General features: G+C 60.2%; 26 protein-coding genes and 2 pseudogenes. 2 read left to right on the top strand and 26 right to left on the bottom strand.

Features of this window, described 5'->3' with window-relative positions; genetic code table 11:
• Positions 1-55 precede the first annotated feature (55 nt).
• From fdhE to ACIP1G_RS24905, 6 genes are all read right to left on the bottom strand, one after another.
• Positions 56-976 carry a formate dehydrogenase accessory protein FdhE gene (gene fdhE, locus ACIP1G_RS24930; RefSeq protein ID WP_400741690.1) on the bottom strand — a complete coding sequence of 307 codons (921 nt, stop codon included), beginning with the start codon at positions 974-976 and terminating at the stop codon, positions 56-58.
• Positions 977-980: 4 nt separating this feature from the next.
• Positions 981-1,637: a formate dehydrogenase subunit gamma gene (locus ACIP1G_RS24925; RefSeq protein ID WP_400741687.1), complete on the bottom strand. Its 657-nt coding sequence runs from the start codon at positions 1,635-1,637 to the stop codon at positions 981-983.
• Positions 1,634-2,584, bottom strand: coding sequence for a formate dehydrogenase subunit beta (gene fdxH, locus ACIP1G_RS24920; protein WP_400741685.1), 951 nt, complete (start codon positions 2,582-2,584; stop codon positions 1,634-1,636). Before fdxH ends, ACIP1G_RS24925 begins: the two co-directional genes overlap by 4 nt.
• On the bottom strand, positions 2,584-5,652 hold the full coding sequence (gene fdnG, locus ACIP1G_RS24915; RefSeq protein ID WP_400741682.1) for a formate dehydrogenase-N subunit alpha: 3,069 nt from the start codon (positions 5,650-5,652) through the stop codon (positions 2,584-2,586). The genes fdxH and fdnG overlap by 1 nt, the downstream gene beginning before the upstream one ends.
• A 208-nt stretch (positions 5,653-5,860) precedes the next feature.
• Positions 5,861-6,622, bottom strand: a complete 762-nt coding sequence (locus ACIP1G_RS24910; protein ID WP_400741680.1) for an SDR family NAD(P)-dependent oxidoreductase — start codon at positions 6,620-6,622, stop codon at positions 5,861-5,863.
• A gap of 22 nt (positions 6,623-6,644) precedes the next feature.
• Entirely contained in the window at positions 6,645-7,379 is a 735-nt protein-coding gene (locus ACIP1G_RS24905; RefSeq protein WP_400741678.1) for a sulfite exporter TauE/SafE family protein, read from the bottom strand.
• 12 nt (positions 7,380-7,391) lie between these two features.
• Here ACIP1G_RS24905 and ACIP1G_RS24900 point away from each other — a divergent pair.
• Positions 7,392-7,811 (top strand): annotated as a pseudogene (locus ACIP1G_RS24900) (PLP-dependent aminotransferase family protein); the annotation flags it as partial.
• Between the two features lie 146 nt (positions 7,812-7,957).
• Here the strand turns inward: ACIP1G_RS24900 and ACIP1G_RS24895 are convergent.
• The 3 genes from ACIP1G_RS24895 to ACIP1G_RS24885 all read right to left on the bottom strand — a co-directional run bounded on the left by ACIP1G_RS24895 (position 7,958) and on the right by ACIP1G_RS24885 (position 10,947).
• Positions 7,958-8,827, bottom strand: a complete 870-nt coding sequence (locus ACIP1G_RS24895) for an EamA family transporter (protein WP_400741675.1) — start codon at positions 8,825-8,827, stop codon at positions 7,958-7,960.
• Between the two features lie 167 nt (positions 8,828-8,994).
• Positions 8,995-9,543 carry a single-stranded DNA-binding protein gene (locus ACIP1G_RS24890; protein ID WP_400741674.1) on the bottom strand — a complete coding sequence of 183 codons (549 nt, stop codon included), beginning with the start codon at positions 9,541-9,543 and terminating at the stop codon, positions 8,995-8,997.
• A gap of 9 nt (positions 9,544-9,552) precedes the next feature.
• Entirely contained in the window at positions 9,553-10,947 is a 1,395-nt protein-coding gene (locus tag ACIP1G_RS24885) for an MFS transporter (protein WP_400741671.1), read from the bottom strand.
• Between the two features lie 129 nt (positions 10,948-11,076).
• Here ACIP1G_RS24885 and uvrA point away from each other — a divergent pair, with 129 nt between their 5' ends.
• On the top strand, positions 11,077-13,911 hold the full coding sequence (gene uvrA / locus ACIP1G_RS24880; RefSeq protein WP_400741669.1) for an excinuclease ABC subunit UvrA: 2,835 nt from the start codon (positions 11,077-11,079) through the stop codon (positions 13,909-13,911).
• A gap of 72 nt (positions 13,912-13,983) precedes the next feature.
• Here the strand turns inward: uvrA and bfr are convergent, their stop codons facing one another.
• From bfr to rplE, 17 genes and pseudogenes are all read right to left on the bottom strand, one after another.
• On the bottom strand, positions 13,984-14,448 hold the full coding sequence (gene bfr, locus ACIP1G_RS24875) for a bacterioferritin (protein WP_003257116.1): 465 nt from the start codon (positions 14,446-14,448) through the stop codon (positions 13,984-13,986).
• A 163-nt stretch (positions 14,449-14,611) separates the two neighbouring features.
• Complete coding sequence (locus ACIP1G_RS24870; protein ID WP_400741667.1) at positions 14,612-16,051, bottom strand: catalase; 1,440 nt, start codon at positions 16,049-16,051, stop codon at positions 14,612-14,614.
• A 172-nt stretch (positions 16,052-16,223) separates the two neighbouring features.
• The gene (gene rplQ / locus ACIP1G_RS24865; protein ID WP_003255451.1) at positions 16,224-16,610 is read right to left on the bottom strand and encodes a 50S ribosomal protein L17; all 387 of its coding nucleotides are present in this window, start codon (positions 16,608-16,610) and stop codon (positions 16,224-16,226) included.
• A 42-nt stretch (positions 16,611-16,652) separates the two neighbouring features.
• Entirely contained in the window at positions 16,653-17,654 is a 1,002-nt protein-coding gene (locus tag ACIP1G_RS24860; protein WP_003255452.1) for a DNA-directed RNA polymerase subunit alpha, read from the bottom strand.
• A gap of 22 nt (positions 17,655-17,676) precedes the next feature.
• On the bottom strand, positions 17,677-18,297 hold the full coding sequence (rpsD, locus tag ACIP1G_RS24855) for a 30S ribosomal protein S4 (RefSeq protein ID WP_012270238.1): 621 nt from the start codon (positions 18,295-18,297) through the stop codon (positions 17,677-17,679).
• Positions 18,298-18,312: 15 nt separating this feature from the next.
• Complete coding sequence (rpsK, locus tag ACIP1G_RS24850; protein ID WP_003255454.1) at positions 18,313-18,702, bottom strand: 30S ribosomal protein S11; 390 nt, start codon at positions 18,700-18,702, stop codon at positions 18,313-18,315.
• 18 nt (positions 18,703-18,720) lie between these two features.
• Complete coding sequence (gene rpsM, locus ACIP1G_RS24845; protein ID WP_003255457.1) at positions 18,721-19,077, bottom strand: 30S ribosomal protein S13; 357 nt, start codon at positions 19,075-19,077, stop codon at positions 18,721-18,723.
• Between the two features lie 131 nt (positions 19,078-19,208).
• Positions 19,209-19,325 (bottom strand): 50S ribosomal protein L36, encoded by a 117-nt coding sequence (gene rpmJ, locus ACIP1G_RS24840; RefSeq protein ID WP_002555468.1) that lies wholly within the window; start codon positions 19,323-19,325, stop codon positions 19,209-19,211.
• Between the two features lie 28 nt (positions 19,326-19,353).
• The gene (secY, locus tag ACIP1G_RS24835; RefSeq protein ID WP_003257108.1) at positions 19,354-20,685 is read right to left on the bottom strand and encodes a preprotein translocase subunit SecY; all 1,332 of its coding nucleotides are present in this window, start codon (positions 20,683-20,685) and stop codon (positions 19,354-19,356) included.
• On the bottom strand, positions 20,686-21,120 hold the full coding sequence (gene rplO / locus ACIP1G_RS24830) for a 50S ribosomal protein L15 (protein WP_003255461.1): 435 nt from the start codon (positions 21,118-21,120) through the stop codon (positions 20,686-20,688).
• A gap of 3 nt (positions 21,121-21,123) precedes the next feature.
• Positions 21,124-21,300 (bottom strand): 50S ribosomal protein L30, encoded by a 177-nt coding sequence (gene rpmD, locus ACIP1G_RS24825; protein WP_003255463.1) that lies wholly within the window; start codon positions 21,298-21,300, stop codon positions 21,124-21,126.
• A gap of 2 nt (positions 21,301-21,302) precedes the next feature.
• On the bottom strand, positions 21,303-21,803 hold the full coding sequence (rpsE, locus tag ACIP1G_RS24820) for a 30S ribosomal protein S5 (RefSeq protein WP_003255465.1): 501 nt from the start codon (positions 21,801-21,803) through the stop codon (positions 21,303-21,305).
• A 3-nt stretch (positions 21,804-21,806) separates the two neighbouring features.
• On the bottom strand, positions 21,807-22,157 hold the full coding sequence (gene rplR, locus ACIP1G_RS24815; protein ID WP_003255467.1) for a 50S ribosomal protein L18: 351 nt from the start codon (positions 22,155-22,157) through the stop codon (positions 21,807-21,809).
• Positions 22,158-22,167: 10 nt separating this feature from the next.
• Complete coding sequence (rplF, locus tag ACIP1G_RS24810; RefSeq protein ID WP_400741664.1) at positions 22,168-22,701, bottom strand: 50S ribosomal protein L6; 534 nt, start codon at positions 22,699-22,701, stop codon at positions 22,168-22,170.
• Positions 22,702-22,713: 12 nt separating this feature from the next.
• A complete protein-coding gene (gene rpsH / locus ACIP1G_RS24805; RefSeq protein ID WP_003255471.1) occupies positions 22,714-23,106 on the bottom strand; it encodes a 30S ribosomal protein S8 in 393 nt (130 codons plus the stop codon).
• A gap of 208 nt (positions 23,107-23,314) precedes the next feature.
• Positions 23,315-23,620, bottom strand: coding sequence for a 30S ribosomal protein S14 (rpsN, locus tag ACIP1G_RS24800; protein ID WP_008089807.1), 306 nt, complete (start codon positions 23,618-23,620; stop codon positions 23,315-23,317).
• Positions 23,621-23,633: 13 nt separating this feature from the next.
• A pseudogene (rplE, locus tag ACIP1G_RS24795) lies at positions 23,634-24,026 on the bottom strand (50S ribosomal protein L5); the annotation flags it as partial.
• Positions 24,027-24,115 lie beyond the last annotated feature (89 nt).

The raw sequence follows: 24,115 nt of genomic DNA, 5'->3' as shown, positions 1-24,115 counted from the left end.
AGCGGGTTTACCCGCGAAGCAGGCAACTCGATACTTCAGTGTAGACACTCACCCACTACCCGGGCGCGAGCATCAGGTTGGGTGCCAGGCGATGAAAGCCCTCCTCGTCCAGGCGCATGTCCAGCGCCAGGCTGGCCAGGTCGTCAGCCAGCGGCTCGGCTGCCGCATCGTTCTCCAGGTAATTCTGCTTCAGGTAACTCTCGCACCCCGGGCAGCATTCAGCCCGCAGCGGCGCCTTGCCCGGTGCATGGCGATCATCTTCAAGGCTGGTGTAGCGCAAGTCCTTGCTCGACTCGCAGTACACGCACTTGACCCGCACCACATGCCACTCACAGGCACACAGCGAGCAGGCCAGGTAACGCAGGCCATTGTGCTTGCCACGGTTGCGCACCACCCCAGCCATCGCCGGCGAACCGCAGGCCGGGCACTGGGCCAGGCTGTCGCCAGGCTTGAGCTCAGGCGTGGGCAGCGCCAGCAGCCAGCAGGACCATGCAGCCTGCAACGCGGCGCCCAGGAACGGCACAAGCGCCGCTGGCACCGCATCGTACTGGCCCGCCAGCAAGGCAATGCCCCAGCCCTTGCGCTGATTGTCATCACTGCCGCGCATCACCTGCAACGCCTCACCCAACGGGCCACTGGTTTCTCCGTTGAAGTGTTCAAGCAAGGCCTGCAACCAGACCAGCCAAGGCCCTTCACGTACCAGGCTGTCAGCCGCCAGTGGCGGCAAGCCGTGACTTATGCACAGGCGCTGCCGCTCCTCGGCCACCGGCATGCCGCCAGGCGGGTTATCCACAAGCTGCTGCTGGATACGGCACAACCGCGCGATCAGTTTCAGGTAAGCGCCAAGGGCATTGCCTTCGGCCAACAGCTCCAGGCGCGCGGCGCGCAGTTCAAACAGGTTAGCGGGGGGCAGGTGCAGAAACGGCGGCATCACCGCCGACGCTTCGATCTGCCCGGGTTCGAGTATCGTGCTCAAGCGCTCATCCTTCTTTTCGCCTGTGATTGCCCGGCGTCTTGTTGCCGGTCACTTCGCGGTACCACAATTCATGGTGCTTGCGTGCCCAGGCGCGGCTGACCCAGCCATGCAGCATGGCGCCGATCGAGCCCTTGATCCAGATACCGGCGTAGATGTGCACGATGATGCTGAGGATCAGCACGAACGCCGCCAACGCATGCAGCAGCGTCGACAGGCGAATGACATCGATGCCGAACAAATGGCTGAAGTAAGCACGCCAGATCACCACGCCACTGACCAGCAGCACCAGCATGCACGCCAGCAGGGTCCAGAACAGCAGCTTCTGCCCGGCGTTGTACTTGCCTACGGGCGGCACGCCCTCCTCCTCGTTGCGCATCACCCGGTCCACCCGGCGCAGCCACAGGCGGTCGTTGGCAGTGATGAAGTTGGCCCGCCAGAAGCGGAACACCAAACCGAGGAAGAACACGAACATCGCCACGCCGATAAAGGGGTGCAGGATGCGCGTCCACGGCCCGCCGCCGAACAGGTTGCTGAGCCAGAACAGCGCCGGGTGGAACAGCGCCAGCCCCGACAGCCCTGCAAGGATGAACAGGATCGCCACCACCCAGTGGTTGCTGCGCTCGTTGGCGTTGTAGCGCAGGATGGGTTTTTTGTCGTTCATGGCCGCTGCCCCCCTTGCCCACCGGGCTTGGTCGGATCATAGACATGCACCGCAGGGTCCACCTGATGCACGCTTTCGTCGGGTGGCGTGGGGTGTTCATCCTCTTCCACACGCTGTGGGCCAACCCGCACGTAGTGGAAGAACCCGGCCAGCACCGCTGCGCCCATGGCCAGCAGCGCCAGCGGCTTGGTGAAGCCCTTCCACAGCCCCACCAGCGGGCTGATCACCGGCTGGTCCGGCAAGCCGGCGTACAGCTTCGGCGTGTCGGCATGGTGCAACACGTACATCACGTGGGTGCCACCGACGCCATCCGGGTCGTAAAGGCCGGCCTTGTCGAAGCCCCGCGACTTCAGGTCGACGATGCGCTCGGCGGCATGCACCTTCATCTCGTCCTTGCTGCCGAACACGATCGCCCCGGTCGGGCAGGTTTTCACGCAGGCCGGCTCCAGGCCCACATTCACGCGGTCGGAACACAGGGTGCACTTGTACGCCTTGTGGTCCTTCTGCGAGATGCGCGGGATGTTGAACGGGCAGCCAGTGATGCAATAGCCACAGCCGATGCAGTGGTCCTGATTGAAATCGACGATGCCGTTGGCGTGTTTGATGATCGCCCCCGGGCTCGGGCAGGCCTTCAGGCAACCTGGGTCGGCGCAGTGCATGCAGCCGTCCTTGCGGATCAGCCATTCCAGGTTGCCGTCGTCACGCTCGTGCTCGGTGAAGCGCATCAGGGTCCAGGTCTCGGCGGTGATGTCCTGGGGGTTGTCGTAGGTGCCGTGGTTGTGGCCGACCTCGTCACGCAGTTCGTTCCACTCCGAACACGCCACCTGGCAGGCCTTGCAGCCGATGCACTTGGTGGTGTCGATCAGCTTGGCGACTTCCTGCTGCTGGCGTACCGAGGGCGGTACGGTGGTGGTGGCCGAGCGGGCGATGATGTCTTGGCTGGCCATCAGAGTTTCTCCACTTTGACGAGGAACGACTTGGACTCTGGCGTCTGCGTGTTGCCGTCACCGAGGAACGGCACCAGGGTGTTGGTCAGGTAGCCATGCCGGGTCGCGCCGGTGAAGCCCCAGTGCAGCGGGATGCCGATCTGGTGCACGGTCTGGTTGTTGACCTGCAGCGGACGAATCCGCTTGGTCACCACCGCCACCGCATCGATATGCCCGCGCTTGCTCGACACCCGCACCCGGTCGCCGGCCTTGATGCCCTTCTCGTTGGCCAGTACCTCGCCGATCTCGACGAACTGCTCGGGCTGGGCAATGGCGTTGAGCCGGCAATGCTTGCTCCAGAAGTGGAAGTGCTCGGTCAGCCGGTAGGTGGTCGCCGCGTACGGGAACTCGTCGTGCGTGCCGAGGCTGTCCCACACCGAATCGAAGATGCGCCCGGCCGGGTTGCTGGTGGCCTTCTTGTTCTGCGGATGCAACGGGTTGATGCCAATCGGCGTTTCGAACGGCTCGTAGTGCTCGGGGAACGGGCCTTCGGCCATCTTGTCGATGGCGAAGAAACGCGCCACGCCTTCGGGGTTCATGATGAACGGGTTCATCCCCGCTTCCGGTGGCGAATCGACCTTGAAGTCGGGCACGTCGGTGCCGGTCCAGGCTTTGCCGTTCCACCACACCAGGCGCTTCTTCTCTGGGTCCCACGGCTTGCCTTGCGGGTCACTGGAAGCACGGTTGTAGAGAATGCGCCGGTTGGCCGGCCAGGCCCAGGCCCAGTTCTGCACTTGGTGCATCCCATACGGGTCGCTGTTGTCACGGCGGGCCATCTGGTTGCCCTGCTCAGTCCAGCTGCCGGCAAAGATCCAGCAGCCGGACGCAGTACTGCCGTCGTCCTTCATCTGCCCGAAGCCCGACAGTTGCTGGCCGGCCTTGAGCGTGGCGCCAGTGGCGTCGGTAAGGTCGGTGACCGCCCAGCCGTTCATCTCCTTGGCCAGCTCCTCCGGGGATGGCTCATCAGGAATCTTGTACGGCCAGCTGATGTTCATCATCGCGTCGGGGTAGGCGCCACCCTCAGCCTGGTAGCGTTGGCGCAGGCGCAGGAACAGTTCGCTCATGATCTGCACGTCGGTACGGGTCTCACCCGGGCCGTCGGCGCCCTTCCAGTGCCACTGCAGCCAGCGGCTGCTGTTGACCAGCGAGCCGTCTTCCTCGGCGAAGCAGGTAGTGGGCAGGCGGATCACTTCGGTCTGGATGTTGGCCGTGTCGACATCGTTGAACGGCCCGGCGTTGCGCCAGAACTCCGAGGTTTCGGTGGCTAGCGGGTCCATGATCACCAGCCACTTGAGCTTGCCCAGGGCTGCGGTGACGCGGTTCTTGTCCGGCAGCGCGGCGATCGGGTTGAAGCCCTGGCACATGTAGCCGTTTACTTTGCCCTGGCCCATCATCTCGAACATGCGCAGCACGTCGTAGGCTGGTACGTCGAGCTTGGGCAACCAGTCGTAGCCCCAGTTGTTTTCCGCCGTGGCATTGGCACCGTACCAGGCTTTCATCAGGCTGACGTGGAACTTGCCGTAGTTCTGCCAGTACGACAGCTGCCCCGGGCGCAGCGGCTTGGAAGCGCGCTTGTCGATGTAGGTGGCGTAGTCCTGCTCGGCGTCGCCAGCCAGGGTCAGGTAGCCAGGCAGCGAGTTGGACAGCAGGCCGAGGTCGGTCAGGCCCTGGATGTTGGAGTGCCCGCGCAGGGCGTTGACCCCGCCACCGGGCATGCCGACGTTGCCCAGCAGCAGCTGGACCATGGCCGCACTGCGGATGATCTGCGCGCCGATCGAGTGCTGCGTCCAGCCCAGCGCGTAGAGGATCGTCATGGTCTTGCCCGGTACCGAGCAGGTGGCGATCTCTTCCCAGACCTTCATCATGGCGTCCTGCGGCATGCCACAGGTCATGCTCGCCAGCTCCGGGGTATAGCGGCTGTAGTGCTGCTTCATCAGTTGGAACACGCAGCGCGGGTGCTGCAGGGTCGGGTCGACCTTGGCATAGCCGTCCTCACCCAGCTCGTAACCCCAGCCGGACTTGTCGGCATACACGCGCTTGGCCTCGTCGTAGCCGCTGAACAGCCCGTCCTCGAAGCCATAGCTCTCTTTGACGATGAACGACACGTCGGTGTAGTTGCGCACGTACTCGTGCTGAATCTTGTCAGTGCTCAGCAGGTAGTTGATCAGCCCGCCCATGAAGGCGATGTCGGTACCTGTACGGATCGGCGCGTAGTAATCCGCCACCGAAGCGGTACGGGTAAACCGCGGGTCGACCACGATCAGCCGCGCCTTGTTGTGCGCCTTGGCCTCGGTCACCCACTTGAATCCGCACGGATGCGCTTCTGCTGCGTTGCCACCCATCACCAGTACCAGATTCGCGTTGGCGATATCGGACCAGTGGTTGGTCATGGCGCCACGGCCGTACGTCGGGGCAAGACTTGCCACCGTCGGGCCATGTCAGACACGAGCCTGGTTATCGAACCCCAGCATGCCTGTTGCGCGGACGACCTTGTGGGTCAGGTAGCCGGCCTCGCTGGAGGCGGCGGAAGCAGCGAGAAAACCGGTGGTGAGCCAGCGGTTGACGGTTTGCCCCTGGGCGTTCTTCTCGATGAAGTTGGCGTCGCGGTCCTGCTTCATCAGGTCGGCGACGCGGTCGAGCGCTTCGTCCCAGCTGACCCGCACCCACTCCTTGCTGCCCGGCTTGCGTACCTCGGGGTACTGCAGGCGGCTCGGGCTGTGGATAAAGTCCAGCAGGCCGGCGCCTTTCGGGCAGAGGGTGCCACGGTTGACCGGGTGGTCGGCGTCACCTTCGATATGGATGATGCTCTGTTTGACGTTTTTACCCGCATCGCCCTGGCTGTACATGATCAGGCCGCAGCCGACCGAGCAGTAGGGGCAGGTGTTACGGGCTTCTTTGGTATGCGCCAGCTTGAAGTGACGCACCTGCTCGGCGAAGGCCGGCGTCGGGGCCATGCCCAACGCCGCCAGGCTCGAGCCTCCAAGGCCGACGGCGGCGACCTTGAAGAACTGCCGACGGTTCAGGTCCATCGTGCACTCCTGATCAGGTGGTGGACGCGCGGAACATGGCCGGCGCCTCTTGGTAGTCACGGTGGCGGCTAATTGGTGGCCGCCAATAGATAAGACTAGTCAAGAATCGAGAGGGTGCGATGACATGGATCAGCTGCAGACGAGGTCCCTGTGGGAGCGGGTTTACCCGCGAACACCGGTAACGCCGGTGCCATCCACCACTTACCAATCAGCAACGCGGCAGGTTGCGCACCACATTCAGCGCCGCACTGCTCCGCGCCACCGGCATGATCTCGATGGTATTGATGTTCACATGCGCCGGTTGCTCGGCAATCCAGGCCACCGTCGCCGCAATGTCTTCCGGAAGAATGGCTTCCACATCCCGGTACAGCGCCTGCACGGCATCATGGTCACCCTTCAGGCGCACCACCGAGAAGTCAGTGCCCGAACACAGCCCCGGCTCAATATTGCTCACCCGCACGCGGGTGCCCGCCAGGTCGGCGCGCAGGTTGAGGCTGAACTGGCGAACAAAGGCCTTGCTCGCGCCGTATACGTTACCGCCCGGGTAGGGATAGGTCCCGGCGATGGAGCCGATGTTGATGATCATGCCACTGTCGGCTTCCACCATCTGCGGCAGGATCTTTTGGGTGACCATGGCCAGGCCGGTGATGTTGGTGTCGATCATCCGCTGCCAGTTTTCGGCACTGCTGGCCTGGGCACGGTCGACACCCAGCGCCAGCCCGGCGTTGTTGACCAGCAGATCGATCTGCAGCGAAGCATCACGAATCTGCTCTACCGCCGTTTCAAGCGACACCGGGTCAGTGACATCCAGCGCCAGCGGCATGAAGTTGACGCCCAGTTCGGCTTCCAGCGCTTGTAGCTTGTCCATGCGCCGGGCACCACCGATCACGCGGTAGCCTTTGACGATCAGGGTGCGGCAAATGGCGCGCCCAAAGCCCGAGGAGGCGCCGGTTACGAATGCGGTTTTCATCGATTGTCTCCTTTGGATTGGGTCAGGCCAGGTACTTCACGCCCAGGCTGGTGAACAGGCAGAGCATCGAGAACACCAGCGCCTTGCGCACCACTTCGTTACCTTTGCGCAGGGCCAGTGCGCTGCCCAGGTGGTTACCGAGGATGTTGCAGGCAACCAGCGGCAATGCCAGCAGATAGACGACCTTGCCTGCCATGACGAAGGCCACCAGGGCGCCAATGTTTGACGCAAAATTGAAGGTTTTCGAGTTGGCCGAACTGGACACCAGGTCCATGCGCAGCAGGTAATGGAAGGCGATGATGAACATGCTGCCGGTGCCGGGGCCGAAGAAGCCGTCATAGAAGCCAATGGCCAGGCAGGTCAGTGGCACCACGGTGTAGAGCATGCGCGAAGACAGCTCGCGCTCCTCGACCGGGCGATCCTTGGGGGTGAGGAAGATGAGGATGCCGAACGGAATCAGCGCCAGGATGATCTTGCCCACGGTTTCCTGGGCGATGGACACGATCAAGTGCGCCCCCAGGTAGGCACCGAGCAACGAAAACGGCACCCCGACCAGCGCCACCTGCCAGACCATCTTGCTGTTGGCCAGGAAGTTGCGAATGGCCGCCAAGGTGCCAAGGGTGCTGACCAGTTTTTCCTGGCCCAGGGCAACTTGGGGGGGCATGCCGACCAGCAGGAAGCCCGGCACCAGGAACAACCCGCCACCGCCAGCAATGCTGTCGACGAAGCCCGCAATGAAGGCGATCGCACCGAGCATGAGGATCGCCAACAACTATCGTCGATGGTACGCAGCAGCGTATGGATGCCATCGCCATTGATGGCGCAGTTGGCCAGCAACCTGATCAACAGCGGCATGGCCGACCAGTTGGTGCGGGTACAGCAGGACGAGGCAGCCGCGCGCCAGCAAATGGCCCTGAAGACTCTTGGCAAGTACAAGATCCGCAGCCAACCCAACAGCTTCCACATCTGGCTGGAGCTGCCAGAGCCATGGACCAGCGACGAGTTTGCCAACCTGGCGCGCAACAACGGCGTCACGGTGGTCAGTGGCAGCCAATTCCTGCCAGAACGCAGCCACGCCACTTGCGGCGTGCGCATTGCCCTGATGACCCCTAGCCGCCAGGAACTGGGCTTTGCCCTGACCAAGCTGGTCAGCCTGCTGGACTCGCCGGAGCCGCGGTTGTTCTATTGAAGCGCTGGCTGATTTCACACGCCCCCTGTGGGAGCGGGTTTACCCGCGAATGCGTCGGTAAGCCCGCTGCCGCATTCGCGGGTAAAACCGCTCCCACAGAGACCGCGTCATGGCTCAGATGAACGCAGTACCTGAACTTATCGGGGTCATCCAAACAGGTGCAGCAGAATGGCACCCGCCAAAACCAGGCTAACGCCTACCACCTGAAAACAGGACAAGCGCTCTCGATAGAAGAAAAAGCCAAGTATCGCAGCGATGCCGCCAGACAGTGTGCTGATCACCGTGACGATGGAAATCGAACCATTGAGTACCCCCCATGAAAATGCAGAAAAACCACCCAGGTTAAACAGGCTGGCACAGCACAATGTTGCACAGGTTCGTGGCCCGATTGCCGACCACCCTCTTATCAGCCTGAGCGCTTCGGGCATCAGGAAGATCACCCCTACTGCATACCCTAGCGCCAACATGTTCACAGGGCCGAGCGATGGCAGCGCATACATCCCCTGAAGCCAGAAACTGATGCCGTAGAGCGCCGCCGCCAACAACGCGAAACCAATAGGCAAACGGCTCATCGAGCGCCCCTGCTCATCCGCCCTGTTACCGCTGCTACTGGCCAACAGCACACCAAGGAAACAGGTCAGCAAGGCAAGAAACTGCCAAAGCGACAGTTCATCACCACCCAGCCAGGCCAGCAGCGTAGTAAAGACGCCATATGAGGTCACCAGCGGGGCCACGACTGCCGTCTTGCCGATAGCAAACGCCTTGGAAAGTGACAGCGCCCCCAACACCGTGCAAAGCGCCGCAACCCCACCGAGCAGCAATGCGCTAACAGGTGCCGCCAGCATCTTTTCCAGCTGATTGGCCGACACGAAGATAATCAGCCCCATCAGCAGCAGACCCAATACCTGTCCAAGAAAGACAGCTCGGCGGATGCCAACCGCCCGGGCGTTTACCCCCACCAGAAAATCCGTAGCGCCCCACAACACGGCAGCTACCAGCCCCATGATGACGTCCATTTTCCCATTCCCTCTGCCTGCTACGGAGCAGATGCTAAATGGTGAGGGCTGCGATGAGTCGCAACACCAGCAAATTCAGAAGCCTCCTACACCGGAGGTCCAGGCATAAAAAAACCCAGGGCAACTGCCCTGGGTTTCTGGTCCAGCTAGACGCCTAACCGCTCTGATTAGAACGGAATATCGTCATCAAAGCTGTCAAAGTCAGCCGCCGGCTGCGGTGCCTGCTGCTGTGGCGCCGGGCGCTGTTGCTGCTGCGGGCGCGGGGCCTGCTGGCGCTGCGGGGCCTGGTTGTACTGTTGTTGCTGACCACCGCCCTGGTTGTAGTTGCCGCCACCCTGGTTGTACGGGTCACCGCCCTGCTGCTGGCCCTGCGGACGGCCGCCGAGCAGCTGCATGGTACCGTTGATGTCGACGATGATCTCGGTGGTGTAGCGCTTGATGCCGTCTTTTTCCCACTCGCGGGTCTGCAGCTTGCCTTCGATGTAGCACTGCGAACCTTTGCGCAGGTACTCGCCGGCGATTTCGGCAACCTTGCCGAACAGCGACACACGGTGCCATTCGGTACGCTCGACCTTCTGGCCCGACTGCTTGTCGGTCCACTGCTCGCTGGTGGCCAGGCTCAGGTTGGTCACGGCGTTACCGTTGGGCAGGTAGCGGACTTCGGGATCCTGGCCACAGGTACCGACCAGAATGACTTTGTTAACCCCACGGGCCATAACGTTCTCCTAGGCTTCGCACGCCGAAGAGGCCGGGTTCACCAAGCGCTCGAGGGTCGTACGGTCCAAAATTTTCGTATCCAGTTTGATATAGATGGCAGATTCTTCTGCCACCACAACGGCGTCGGTCACACCCGGCACGGCCATCAGGCGCTCGGTCAGGCCGGCTTCCCGGACTGCCTCAGGCGTCAGCGGCATGCGCAGGCTGGTCACATAGGGCGGCTCGTTCATCCGCAAGGCGACGACCAGCCAGATGGCACACAGAACCGCACAGCCGAGGAACACCATGTTCAGCCCGCCGTGCTGGAACAACCAGCCACCGAGGATTCCCCCCAGGGCAGCGCCGAGGAACTGGCTGGTGGAGTAAACCCCCATTGCCGTCCCCTTGCCACCTGCAGGCGACACTTTGCTCACCAGCGAAGGCAGCGAGGCCTCCAGTAGGTTGAATGCAGTAAAGAATACCACGGTGCCGATCACCAGTCCGCGCAAACCGTCAGCCCACTGCCAGAAGAACACCTCGACCAGCAGCAACACACTGACCGCCCCGGCCAGCACACGTTTCATCTTGCGCTTTTTTTCGCCGTAGATGATGAACGGGACCATTGCAAAAAATGAGATGAACAACGCGGTCAGGTACACCCACCAGTGTTGCTCCTTGGGCAAGCCACCGCGCTCGACGAAGGCCAGTGGCAGCGCTACGAAGCTGGCCATGAGGATGGCGTGCAGGATGAAAATGCCCACGTCCAGGCGCAGGAGGTCCGGATGACGCAGGGTCGGGCCGATGGCCTTGCGCGCCACACCCGACTCGCGATGCTGCAGGATGCTGTGGGTATTGGGCACGACAAAGGCGATCAGCAGGATGCCCACCAGGGCAAGCCCTGCCGTGGCCAGGAACAATCCTGACAAACCAAAGGCACTTGTCAGCAATGGACCAACGACCATGGCCACGGCAAACGACAGACCGATGCTCATGCCGATCATGGCCATGGCCTTGGTCCGGTGTTGCTCGCGGGTAAGGTCGGACAGCAGCGCCATGACGGCGGCAGAAATCGCCCCGGCGCCCTGCAGGATACGCCCGGCAATCACTCCCCAGATGGAGTCGGCCTGGGCCGCCAGTACACTGCCCAGGGCAAAGATCACCAGCCCCAGGTAAATCACTGGCCGGCGGCCAATGCGGTCGGAAATCATCCCGAACGGGATCTGCAATACCGCCTGGGTCAGGCCGTAGGCACCAATGGCCAGACCGATCAGTGCAGGCGTGGCGCCGGCCAGGTCCATGCCGTAGGTGGCCAGCACCGGCAAGACCATGAACATGCCCAGCATACGAAAGGCAAAGACCAGGGCCAGGCCGCCAGCAGCGCGGGTTTCGCCGCTGCTCATGCGCTCGTTGTGGGTGTCGTGCATGGATTAACCTCGTGTGAACCGGCGGGGATTCTATCAGTCCGACAGCTTGACGGCATCTACGCGACGCTTTGCCGCGTACTGGCAGCGCGCCGTATACTTCCTTGTTTATGCCCGCCAAGCGAGGCCGCAGTGGACAAGATCCTGATTCGTGGGGCGCGTACCCACAACCTGAAGAACATCGACCTGACCCTGCCCCGGGACAAGCTGATCGTGATCACCGGCCTGTCCGGTTCCGGCAAGTCGTCCTTGGCGTTCGATACCCTGTACGCCGAAGGCCAGCGCCGCTACGTGGAATCGCTGTCGGCCTACGCCCGGCAATTCCTGTCGATGATGGAAAAACCCGACGTCGACACCATCGAAGGCCTGTCGCCGGCGATTTCCATCGAACAGAAGTCGACTTCGCACAACCCGCGCTCCACGGTCGGCACCATCACCGAGATCTACGACTACCTGCGCCTGCTGTATGCCCGCGTCGGCACCCCACGCTGCCCGGACCACGATATCCCGCTGGAAGCGCAAACGATCAGCCAGATGGTCGACCTGGTGCTGGAGCGCCCGGAAGGCAGCAAGCTGATGTTGCTGGCACCGGTAGTGCGCGAGCGCAAAGGCGAGCACCTGGCGGTGTTCGACGAGCTGCGCGCCCAAGGCTTCGTACGCGCCCGGGTCAACGGCAAGCTCTACGAGCTCGACGAACTGCCCAAGCTGGACAAGCAGAAGAAGCACAGCATCGATGTGGTGGTGGACCGCTTCAAGGTCCGCGCCGACCTGCAGCAGCGCCTGGCCGAGTCGTTCGAGACCGCACTTAAGCTGGCCGACGGCATCGCCCTGGTAGCACCGATGGACGACGAACAAGGCGAAGAGATGATCTTCTCCGCGCGCTTCGCCTGCCCGGTGTGCGGCCACGCCATCAGCGAGCTGGAGCCAAAGCTGTTCTCCTTCAACAACCCGGCTGGCGCCTGCCCGACCTGTGATGGCCTGGGGGTGAAGCAGTTCTTCGACACCAAGCGCCTGGTCAATGCCGAGCTCACCCTGGCCGAAGGCGCGATCCGCGGCTGGGATCGGCGTAACGTGTATTACTTCCAGATGCTCGGCTCGCTGGCCGCGCATTACGGCTTCAGCCTGGAAGAACCGTTCGGCGAGCTTTCAGCCGACCACCAGAAGGTGATACTGCAAGGCAGTGGCAAGCAGAGTGTCGACTTCAAGTACCTCAATGACCGCGGCGATATCGTCAAGCGCTCGCACCCGTTCGAAGGCATCGTGCCGAACCTGGAGCGCCGCTACCGGGAGACCGAGTCGGCGACCGTGCGTGAAGAACTGGCCAAGTTCCTCGGCACCCAGCCCTGCCCTGACTGCCGTGGTACCCGCCTGCGCCGTGAAGCGCGCCACGTGTGGGTTGGCGAGAAGACCCTGCCGGCAGTGACCAACATGCCGATCGGTGACGCCAGCAACTACTTCGGCGAACTGACCCTGACCGGCCGCCGTGGCGAAATTGCAGCGAAGATCCTCAAGGAAATCTGCGAGCGCCTGCAGTTTTTGGTCAACGTCGGCCTCGATTACCTGACCCTCGATCGTAGCGCCGATACCCTGTCCGGCGGCGAAGCCCAGCGTATCCGCCTGGCCAGCCAGATCGGCGCTGGCCTGGTAGGGGTGATGTACATTCTCGATGAGCCGTCCATCGGCCTTCATCAACGCGACAACGATCGCCTGCTGGCCACCCTCAACCACCTGCGCGACCTGGGCAACACGGTAATCGTGGTGGAGCACGACGAGGACGCCATCCGCCTGGCCGACTACGTGGTCGACATCGGCCCAGGGGCTGGCGTGCATGGTGGGCAGATCGTCGCCGAGGGCTCGCCGCAGGAGGTCATGGAGCACCCTGACTCACTGACCGGCAAGTACCTGTCCGGGCGCAAGAAGATCGTCGTGCCGGCCAAACGCACACCGCGCAACAAGAAGCTGCAACTCAAGCTCAAGGGCGCACGGGGCAACAACCTGCAGAACGTTGACCTGGAAGTCCCGATCGGCCTGCTGACTTGCGTGACCGGGGTATCCGGCTCGGGCAAGTCGACGCTGATCAACAACACCCTGTACCCGCTGGCTGCCACCGCCCTCAATGGCGCTAGCAGCCTGGAAGCGGCGCCGCATGCCAGCATGGACGGCCTGCAGCACCTGGACAAGGTGGTGGATATTGACCAAAGCCCGATCGGCCGCACCCCGCGCTCCAACCCGGCGACCTACACCGGTATCTTCACGCCGATCCGCGAGCTGTTTTCCGGCGTGCCGGAATCGCGTTCACGTGGCTATGGCCCAGGGCGCTTCTCGTTCAACGTCAAGGGTGGCCGTTGTGAGGCCTGCCAGGGCGATGGCTTGATCAAGGTGGAAATGCACTTCCTGCCGGACATCTACGTGCCGTGCGACGTGTGCAAGAGCAAGCGTTACAACCGCGAAACCCTGGAGATCAAGTACAAGGGCAAGAACATCCACGAGGTGCTGGAAATGACCATCGAGGACGCCCGCGAGTTCTTCGATGCGGTGCCGGCGCTTGCGCGCAAGCTGCAAACGTTGATGGATGTGGGCCTGTCGTACATCAAGCTTGGCCAGTCGGCGACCACGCTGTCTGGCGGTGAAGCGCAGCGGGTGAAGCTGTCACGCGAGCTGTCAAAGCGCGATACCGGCAAGACCTTGTACATCCTCGATGAGCCGACCACAGGCCTGCACTTCGCCGATATCCAGCAGTTGCTGGACGTGCTGCATCGCCTGCGTGACCACGGCAACACCGTGGTGGTGATCGAGCACAACCTGGATGTGATCAAGACTGCCGACTGGCTGGTGGACCTGGGACCGGAGGGTGGCTCCAAGGGTGGGCAGATCATTGCCTGCGGTACGCCGGAAGAGCTGAGCGAGATGAAGCAGTCGTATACCGGGCATTACCTGAAACCGCTGCTGGAGCGGGATCGCGCCTGAGTATTGCCGACGCAATGAAAAAGCCCCTGGTACCGTTGGTGCCAGGGGCTTTTTCGTGAGCTTGTGGATAACTTACATCTGCGACTGCAGGTAATTCTCCAGGCCAATGGCCTTGATCAGACCCTGCTGCTTCTCCAGCCAATAGGTGTGATCTTCTTCGGTATCGGCCAGCTGCGCACGCAGGATGTCACGGCTGATGTAGTCCTTGTGCAGCTCGCACAACTCGATGCCTTTGCACAGGGCGCCGCGCACCTTGTACTCGAGTTTGAGGTCAGCCTCGATCATTTCTGGCACGGTGCTACCGACTTCCAGGTCGTCTGCACGCATGTCGGGAGTACCCTCGAGCATGAGGATGCGACGCATCAGGGCATCGGCGTGCTGCGTCTCTTCTTCCATCTCGTGGTTGATGCGCTCGTAGAGCTTGGACAGGCCCCAGTCTTCGTACATGCGCGAATGAATGAAGTACTGGTCGCGTGCCGCCAGTTCGCCCTTCAGCAGCGTGACGAGGTAATTGATTACGTCCGGGTGGCCTTGCATCGCCCTGCTTCTCCATGTGAAAACGTCTATGCCACATAGTGTGAACCAGCTTTTGCCTGCGGTCACTGAAAAACGCGCAATTAGAAGCAAAAAATCGGTTAAACAGTAGTGATATTCATTGAAAAACCGCCCAAATGAGGGCGGTTCTTCTTATCACTTCGACTTAGGCGAGATTGATGCCCAAGACCTTGGCAATCCCTTCGCCGTAGGCCGGGTCGGCCTTGAAGAAGTACTGCAATTGGCGCTGGACCACGTCTTCGCTGACACCTGCCATCGTCCCGGCAATGTTGTTGATCAGCAGGGTCTTCTGCTCATCGCTCATCAACCGGAACAACGCACCGGCGTGGCTGTAGTAGTCGGTGTCCTCTCGGTGATCGTAGCGATCAGCCGAATCCTTCAAGGCCAGTTCTGGCTCGGCATGACGCGGCGACTGCTTCGGCGCCTCGGCGTAGCTGTTGGGTTCGTAGTTCGGCGCGCTGCCGTAACTGCCGGTGGCCATGGAGCCGTCGCGCTGATAGCTGTTTACCGGGCAGCGCGGCGCGTTCACCGGCAGCTGCTGGTGGTTGGTACCAACACGGTAGCGGTGCGCGTCAGCGTAGGCGAAAACGCGACCTTGCAGCATGCGGTCTGGTGACAGGCCAACGCCAGGCACCATGTTGCTCGGCCCAAAAGCGGCCTGCTCGACTTCGGCGAAGTAGTTGAGCGGGTTACGGTTCAGTTCCAGTACACCCACCTCGATCAGCGGGTAGTCCTTCTGCGACCATGTCTTGGTGACATCGAACGGGTTCTCGTTGCGGCTGGCCGCCTCGGCTTCGCTCATTACCTGAATGCAGACAGTCCAACGCGGATAGTCGCCACGCTCGATGGCCTCAAACAGGTCGCGCTGGGCATAGTCCGGGTCAGTACCTGCCAAGCGCGCGGCATCTGCCGGAGCGAGGTTCTTGATACCTTGCTGGGTCTTGAAGTGCCACTTGACCCAGGTACGCTCACCCTTGGCATTGATCAGGCTATAGGTGTGGCTGCCAAAGCCGTGCATGTGGCGATAGCCGTCTGGAATGCCACGGTCAGAGAACAGGATAGTGACTTGGTGCAACGCTTCGGGGGAGTGCGACCAGAAGTCCCACATCATCTGGGCGTTCTTCAGGTTGGATTGCGGGTGGCGCTTCTGGGTGTGGATAAAGTCCGGGAATTTCAGCGGGTCGCGAATGAAGAACACTGGCGTGTTATTGCCAACGATGTCCCAGTTGCCTTCCTCGGTGTAAAACTTGACAGCGAAGCCACGTGGGTCGCGCTCGGTATCCGCAGAGCCGCGCTCGCCACCCACTGTAGAGAAGCGCAAAAAGGTCTCGGTCTGCTTGCCGACCTGTTCGAACAGCTTGGCGCTGGTGTAGTCGGTGATGTCGCGGGTGACGGTAAAGCTGCCGTAGGCACCCGAGCCCTTGGCGTGCACGCGGCGCTCAGGAATGTTTTCGCGGTTGAAATGGGCAAGCTTCTCGATCAAATGGAAGTCGTCGAGCAGCAGCGGGCCGCGTGGGCCGGCGGAGCGGGAATTCTGGTTGTCGGCTACAGGTGCACCGCTGGCGGTGGTGAGAATCTTGCTCATGGGCTCTCCTTATCGGTCTTCAACTGCCGGCTAATCGGCTTGAGAAGGAGTATTGACGAGCGGTCGCATCAGGACAAATTCATTACATGACTTGTATCAATAGAAATAAACAATATATGCAGACACAAAAAACCGGGCACTAGGCCCGGTTCTTTGTAGCAGACAGAACGTCTTACTCAGCAGCTTCTACAGCACCGCCGACCGGACGATCAACCAGCTCGACATACGCCATAGGCGCGTTGTCGCCAGCGCGGAAACCGCACTTCAGGATGCGCAGGTAGCCGCCCTGACGGGTGGCGTAACGCTTGCCCAGGTCGTTGAACAGCTTACCGACGGCGGACTTCGAACGAGTACGGTCGAAGGCCAGACGACGGTTAGCAACGCTGTCTTCCTTGGCCAGGGTGATCAGCGGCTCGGCAACGCGGCGCAGTTCCTTGGCTTTCGGCAGGGTGGTTTTGATCAGCTCGTGCTCGATCAACGACACTGCCATGTTCTGGAACATAGCCTTGCGGTGAGAGCTGGTACGGCTCAGGTGACGTCCACTTTTACGATGACGCATGATTCATTCCTTACCAAACACTACGTTCGGTGATTACGACGATCAGGCGGTCGCCTTGTCGTCTTTCTTAAGACTTGCAGGCGGCCAGTTGTCGAGGCGCATGCCGAGAGACAGACCACGAGAGGCCAGGACGTCCTTGATTTCAGTCAGGGACTTCTTGCCCAGGTTAGGAGTCTTCAACAGCTCTACTTCGGTACGCTGAATCAGGTCGCCGATGTAGTAGATGTTCTCCGCCTTGAGGCAGTTGGCCGAACGTACAGTCAGTTCCAGGTCGTCAACCGGACGCAGCAGGATCGGATCGATCTCGTCTTCCTGCTCGACTACGACAGGCTCACTGTCACCTTTGAGGTCGACGAACGCGGCCAACTGCTGTTGCAGGATGGTCGCAGCGCGGCGGATAGCCTCTTCAGGATCCAGGGTGCCGTTGGTTTCCAGATCAATGACCAGCTTGTCCAGGTTGGTACGCTGTTCAACACGGGCGTTTTCGACCACATAGGCGATACGACGCACCGGGCTGAACGAAGCGTCCAACTGCAGACGGCCAATGCTACGGCTTTCGTCTTCGTCGGTTTGACGGGAGTCGGCCGGCTCGTAACCACGACCACGAGCTACAGTGAGCTTCATGTTCAGGGCGCCGTTCGACGCCAGGTTCGCGATTACGTGATCGGGGTTGACGATCTCGACATCGTGATCCAGCTGAATATCGGCAGCGGTAACCACCCCCGAACCCTTTTTCGACAAGGTCAGCGTAACTTCGTCACGACCGTGCAGTTTGATAGCCAGGCCTTTCAGGTTCAACAGGATTTCAATTACGTCTTCCTGAACACCTTCGATCGCGGAGTACTCGTGGAGTACGCCATCGATCTCGGCCTCGACTACTGCACAGCCAGGCATGGAGGACAACAGGATGCGGCGCAGCGCGTTGCCCAGGGTGTGGCCAAAGCCACGCTCGAGAGGCTCGAGCGTGATCTTGGCGCGGGTCGGACTGACTACCTGCACATCAATATGGCGGGGAGTCAGGAACTCATTTACCGAAATCTGCATGGATGCACCTATTTTCTAGCCCTTACTTGGAGTAGAGCTCGACAATCAGGTTTTCGTTGATGTCGGCAGACAGGTCGCTGCGAGCAGGAACGTTCTTGAAAACGCCCGACTTTTTAGCAGCATCCACGTCAACCCACTCAACGCGGCCACGCTGGGCGCACAGTTCAAGGGCTTGAACAATGCGCAGCTGGGCCAACGACTTCTCGCGGACCGCGACCACGTCACCCGGACGAACTTGGTAGGATGGAATGTTTACAGTCTTACCGTTGACGCTGATCGCTTTGTGCGAAACCAGCTGACGCGACTCGGAACGAGTCGAGCCGAAGCCCATACGGTAAACGACGTTATCCAGACGGCACTCGAGCAGTTGCAGCAGGTTCTCACCAGTTGCGCCTTTTTTCGAGGCTGCAGCTTGGTAGTAACCGCGGAACTGACGCTCCAGAACACCGTAGATACGACGGACTTTTTGTTTCTCACGCAGCTGGGTGCCGTAGTCGGACTGACGGCCACGGCGCTGGCCGTGGATACCTGGGGCTGCTTCGATGTTGCACTTCGATTCCAGAGCGCGAACGCCGCTCTTCAGGAACAGATCGGTGCCTTCACGACGAGACAGTTTGCATTTTGGACCAATGTAACGTGCCATTCTTCTGTCTCCTGATTACACGCGACGCTTCTTCGGCGGACGGCACCCGTTATGCGGGATTGGCGTCACGTCGGTGATGCTGGCGATCTTGTAGCCGCAGCTGTTCAATGCACGAACGGCGGACTCACGACCTGGACCTGGACCCTTGACGTTTACGTCGAGGTTCTTCAGACCGTATTCCAGCGCAGCTTGACCAGCACGCTCAGCAGCGATCTGGGCTGCGAACGGGGTGGATTTGCGCGAACCACGGAAACCCGAACCACCGGAGGTCGCCCAGGACAAAGCATTGCCCTGACGGTCGGTGATGGTCACGATGGTGTTGTTGAAAGACGCATGGATGTGGGCGATGCCATCAACCACTGTCTTTTTGACTTTCTTACGAGGACGAGCAGCAGGTTTTGCCATGTCTATATTCCTGGGCGGTTACTTGCGGATCGGCTTACGCGGGCCCTTACGGGTGCGTGCGTTGGTCTTGGTGCGCTGACCGCGTACCGGCAGACCTTTACGATGACGCAGGCCGCGGTAGCAACCCAGGTCCATCAAGCGTTTGATCTTCATGTTGATGTCACGACGCAGGTCACCTTCGGTGGTGAACTTCGCGACTTCGCCACGCAGGGTTTCGATTTGCTCGTCGCTCAGATCCTTGATCTTAGCGGCTGGGTTTACACCAGCGTCTGCACAGATCTTCTGTGCAGTTGTGCGACCGACACCATAGATGTAGGTCAGCGAGATAACAGTATGCTTGTTATCTGGAATGTTGACGCCTGCAATACGGGCCATTCAGTGGGACTCCAATTGACAGCTACCTACGCCCCGGAAGCCAAGAAATAGGGCGCGAGATAATATCGCTGTAGAAACGAATAATCAACCCAGCAGCACACTAGCTGCTGGGTTTGAAGCGCAGATCACACTCAGCCTTGGCGCTGTTTGTGACGCGGTTCCGCGCTGCAGATCACTCGTACGACGCCTTCGCGACGGATGATCTTGCAGTTACGGCACAGCTTTTTCACCGATGCACGAACTTTCATTACCGACTCCTCGAACCTTAGGGGCGTATCAGCGCAGCAGACCGCTGCCACCATAGCCTTTCAGGTTGGCTTTCTTCATCAGGGATTCGTACTGGTGCGAAACGAGGTGCGATTGTACTTGGGACATGAAGTCCATCACAACCACTACCACAATCAGCAACGAGGTCCCGCCAAGGTAGAACGGCACATTTGCTGCCACCACCAGGAACTGGGGCAGAAGGCAGACGGCCATCATGTAAAGAGCACCGAACATGGTCAAACGGGTCAGAACGCCATCAATGTAGCGTGCCGACTGCTCACCAGGACGGATACCCGGAATAAAGGCACCGGACTTCTTCAGGTTTTCCGCTACGTCTTTCGGGTTGAACATCAACGCTGTGTAGAAGAAGCAGAAGAAAATGATCCCTGCACTAAACAGCAGAATGTTCAACGGCTGACCAGGAGCGATCGACTGCGAGATGTCCTGCAGCCAGCCCATACCTTCGGACTGACCGAACCAGGCACCCAGCGAAGCCGGGAACAGCAGAATGCTGCTCGCGAAAATAGCCGGGATAACCCCCGCCATGTTCACTTTCAACGGCAAGTGGCTGGTCTGCGCAGCGAAGACCTTGCGGCCCTGCTGACGCTTGGCATAGTGAACGGCGATACGACGCTGACCACGCTCAATGAACACCACGAAACCGATAATCGCTACTGCCAGCAAACCGATAGCGACCAGGGCGAAAATGTTGATATCGCCTGTGCGTGCAGACTCGAAAGACTGCCCGATTGCTCTCGGAAGACCGGCAACGATACCTGCGAAGATCAACATCGAGATACCGTTGCCCACACCGCGCTCGGTGATCTGCTCGCCCAGCCACATCATGAACATCGCGCCGGCCACGAACGTGGAGACGGCGACAACATGGAAGCCCAGGCCTACAGAAAACGCCACGCCCTGGTTGGCCAGGCCAATGGACATGCCAATGGCTTGAACCAGTGCCAGGATAACGGTGCCGTAGCGGGTGTACTGGCTGATCTTGCGACGGCCAGCTTCACCTTCCTTCTTCAACTGCTCCAGTTGCGGGCTGACCGCCGTCATCAGCTGCATGATGATCGATGCCGAGATGTACGGCATGATCCCCAGTGCAAAGATGCTCATGCGCTCAAGCGCGCCACCGGAAAACATGTTGAACAAGCTAAGAATGGTCCCCTCATTCTGCCGAAACAGATCCGCCAGACGGTCCGGATTGATGCCTGGAACCGGGATATGCGCACCTATCCGATAGACGATGATCGCCATGAACAGAAAGCGCAGACGAGCCCAGAGTTCCGACATCCCGCCCTTACCGAGCGAAGAGAGAGCACCTTGCTTAGCCATTTATTCCTCGAATTTGCCGCCAGCTGCTTCGATAGCCGCACGCGCACCCTTGGTGGCTGCGATACCCTTGATGGTGACTGCGCGAGTAACTTCGCCAGACAGCATGATTTTCACACGCTGAATGTGCTGGTTGATCACGTTGGCATCCTTCAGGGATTGCACGGAGATCACGTCGCCTTCCACTTTGGCCAGCTCGGACAGACGCACTTCTGCGCGGTCCATGGCTTTCAGGGAAACAAAGCCGAACTTCGGCAGACGACGGTGCAGCGGCTGTTGACCGCCTTCGAAGCCAGGAGCGATCGAACCACCCGAACGGGAGGTCTGACCTTTGTGGCCACGGCCGCCGGTCTTACCCAGACCGCTACCGATACCACGACCTGGACGATGCTTCTCGCGACGGGAACCCGGCGCTGGACTCAGATCATTGAGTTTCATCGATTAACCCTCGACCTTCAGCATGTAGTAAGCCTTGTTGATCATCCCGCGGTTCTCGGGAGTATCCTGGACTTCTACAGTGTGACCGATGCGACGCAGACCCAGGCCTTTAACGCACAGTTTGTGGTTAGGCAGACGGCCCGAGACGCTCTTGATCAGCGTTACTTTTACGGTTGCCATGATCAGAAGATCTCCTCGACGCTCTTGCCGCGCTTGGCAGCAATGGATTCAGGAGATTGCATGGCTTTCAGACCCTTGAAGGTGGCGTAAACCACGTTCACTGGGTTGGTCGAACCGTAGCACTTGGCCAGAACGTTCTGAACGCCAGCAACTTCCAGGACAGCACGCATTGCGCCACCGGCGATGATACCGGTACCTTCCGAGGCAGGCTGCATGTAAACCTTCGAGGCGCCGTGGGCAGCCTTGGTGGCGTACTGCAGGGTGGTGCCCTTCAGGTCAACCTGGATCATGTTACGGCGAGCAGCTTCCATGGCTTTCTGGATCGCGGCTGGTACTTCGCGCGATTTGCCACGGCCGAAGCCGACACGACCTTTACCATCACCAACCACGGTCAACGCGGTGAAGGTGAAGATACGGCCGCCTTTTACGGTTTTGGCAACGCGGTTAACTTGAACCAGCTTCTCGATGTAGCCTTCGTCGCGCTTTTGATCGTTATTTGCCATAACTTAGAACTCCAGCCCGCCTTCACGAGCAGCATCAGCCAGCGCTTTGACGCGGCCATGGTACTTGAAGCCGGAACGGTCAAAGGCAACTTGAGATACACCGGCGGCTTTCGCACGCTCAGCTACCAGCTTGCCAACCTTAGTGGCCGCGTCGATGTTGCCAGTGGCGCCATCACGCAGGTCTTTGTCCAAGGTCGAGGCGCTTGCCAGAACCTTGCTGCCGTCGGCCGAAATGACCTGGGCGTAGATGTGCTGCGAGGAGCGGAACACGCACAGGCGCACGACTTCGAGTTCGTGCATCTTGAGACGTGCTTTGCGAGCGCGACGCAGTCGAATAACTTTTTTGTCGGTCATTTACTAGGCCCTACTTCTTCTTGGCTTCTTTACGACGGACTACTTCGTCCGCGTAACGCACACCTTTACCTTTGTAAGGCTCTGGCGGACGGAAGTCGCGGATTTCAGCGGCCACCTGACCTACCAGCTGCTTGTCGATACCCTTGATCAGGATGTCGGTCTGGCTAGGTGTTTCAGCGGTGATACCGGCTGGCAGTTCGTAGTCCACTGGATGCGAGAAGCCCAGAGCCAGGTTCAGGACGGTGCCTTTAGCCTGTGCCTTGTAACCAACACCGACCAGCTGGAGCTTACGCTCGAAGCCTTGGCTTACGCCTTGGACCATGTTGTTGACCAGGGCACGGGTAGTACCGGCCATAGCGCGAGCTTGCTGGTCGCCGTTGCGAGCGACGAAACGGAGTTCGCCGGACACTTCGGAGACTTCAACAGACGAGTGAACGTTCAGTTCGAGAGTGCCCTTGGCACCCTTCACCGAAAGCTGCTGGCCTGCGAATTTGACTTCGACACCGGATGGCAGCTTAACGGGGTTCTTAGCGACGCGAGACATGTCTATCCCCCCTTAGAACACTGTGCACAGAACTTCGCCGCCGACACCGGCAGCGCGCGCAGCGCGATCAGTCATCACACCTTTGTTGGTGGAGACAATAGACACGCCCAGACCGCCACGTACTTTCGGCAGATCGGTGACGGCCTTGTACTGGCGCAGGCCTGGACGGCTGGAGCGCTTCAGTTCCTCGATGACCGGACGGCCTTCGAAGTACTTCAGTTCGATCGACAGGGAAGGCTTGGCTTCACCAGTTACCTGGTAGCCAGCGATGTAACCTTCGTCCTTCAGAACTTTGGCAACCGCGACCTTCAGGGTAGAAGAAGGCATGCTTACGACGGACTTTTCAGCCATCTGGGCATTACGGATGCGAGTTAGCATGTCCGCTAACGGGTCCTGCATACTCATGGGCTAGATGCTCCTGATACAAGAATTATTAGCCTTGCGGCTATGACAACCACCCGAGCGGATTGGGCAAAAACCCAGGCTCAGGTGAGCCGGTCATTCTAGACACAAGGCAGAAACGAAACAAGCCCCATATAGGGGCTTGTTTGTTGGCGAGGTCACCGACGGTCGGAAGATTGCTCCCCTTCCGCCGGGACCCTGCCTGCAGCGATTACCAGGAGGCCTTGACCAGACCTGGTACGTCACCGCGCATTGCAGCTTGACGCAGCATGTTACGGCCCAGGCCGAACTTACGGTATACACCGTGAGGACGACCGGTCAGGCGGCAACGGTTGCGCAGACGCGCAGCGCTGGCATCACGTGGCTGCTTCTGCAGAGCGACAACGGCAGCGAAACGCTCTTCTGGAGAGGCGTTAACGTTGACAATGGTCGCTTTCAGCTCAGCACGCTTCTTAGCGAACTTGGCTACCGTCAGCTGACGCTTCAGCTCACGGTTTTTCATGCTCTTCTTGGCCATTTTCCTACTCCAATCAGTTGCGGAACGGGAACTTGAAAGCACGCAGCAGAGCGCGGCCTTCGTCGTCCGAACGAGCAGTGGTGGTCAGGGTGATGTCCAAACCGCGCAGAGCATCGATCTTGTCGTAATCGATTTCCGGGAAGATGATCTGCTCTTTCACGCCCATGCTGTAGTTGCCACGGCCATCAAAGGACTTGGCATTCAGGCCGCGGAAGTCGCGAACCCGAGGCAGGGAGATCGCCAGCAGGCGGTCCAGGAATTCGTACATCTTGTCGCTACGCAGGGTCACCTTGACGCCGATCGGCCAGCCTTCGCGGACTTTGAAGCCAGCGATGGATTTGCGAGCGAAAGTCACGACCGGCTTTTGACCGGTGATCTTTTCCAGGTCGGCAACAGCGTGCTCGATGTCGTAGCAGCGCTCGGCGTCCTCGACGACGGGCTGGCGGAATTGCGTGTTGCTCATTGGGCAGGCTCCGGAAAATGAAGTGACGACCC

The sequence above is a fragment of the Pseudomonas sp. NPDC089392 genome (assembly GCF_044749595.1).
Classification (GTDB): Bacteria; Pseudomonadota; Gammaproteobacteria; order Pseudomonadales; family Pseudomonadaceae; genus Aquipseudomonas.
This window is presented reverse-complemented; position numbering and strand designations above follow the sequence as displayed.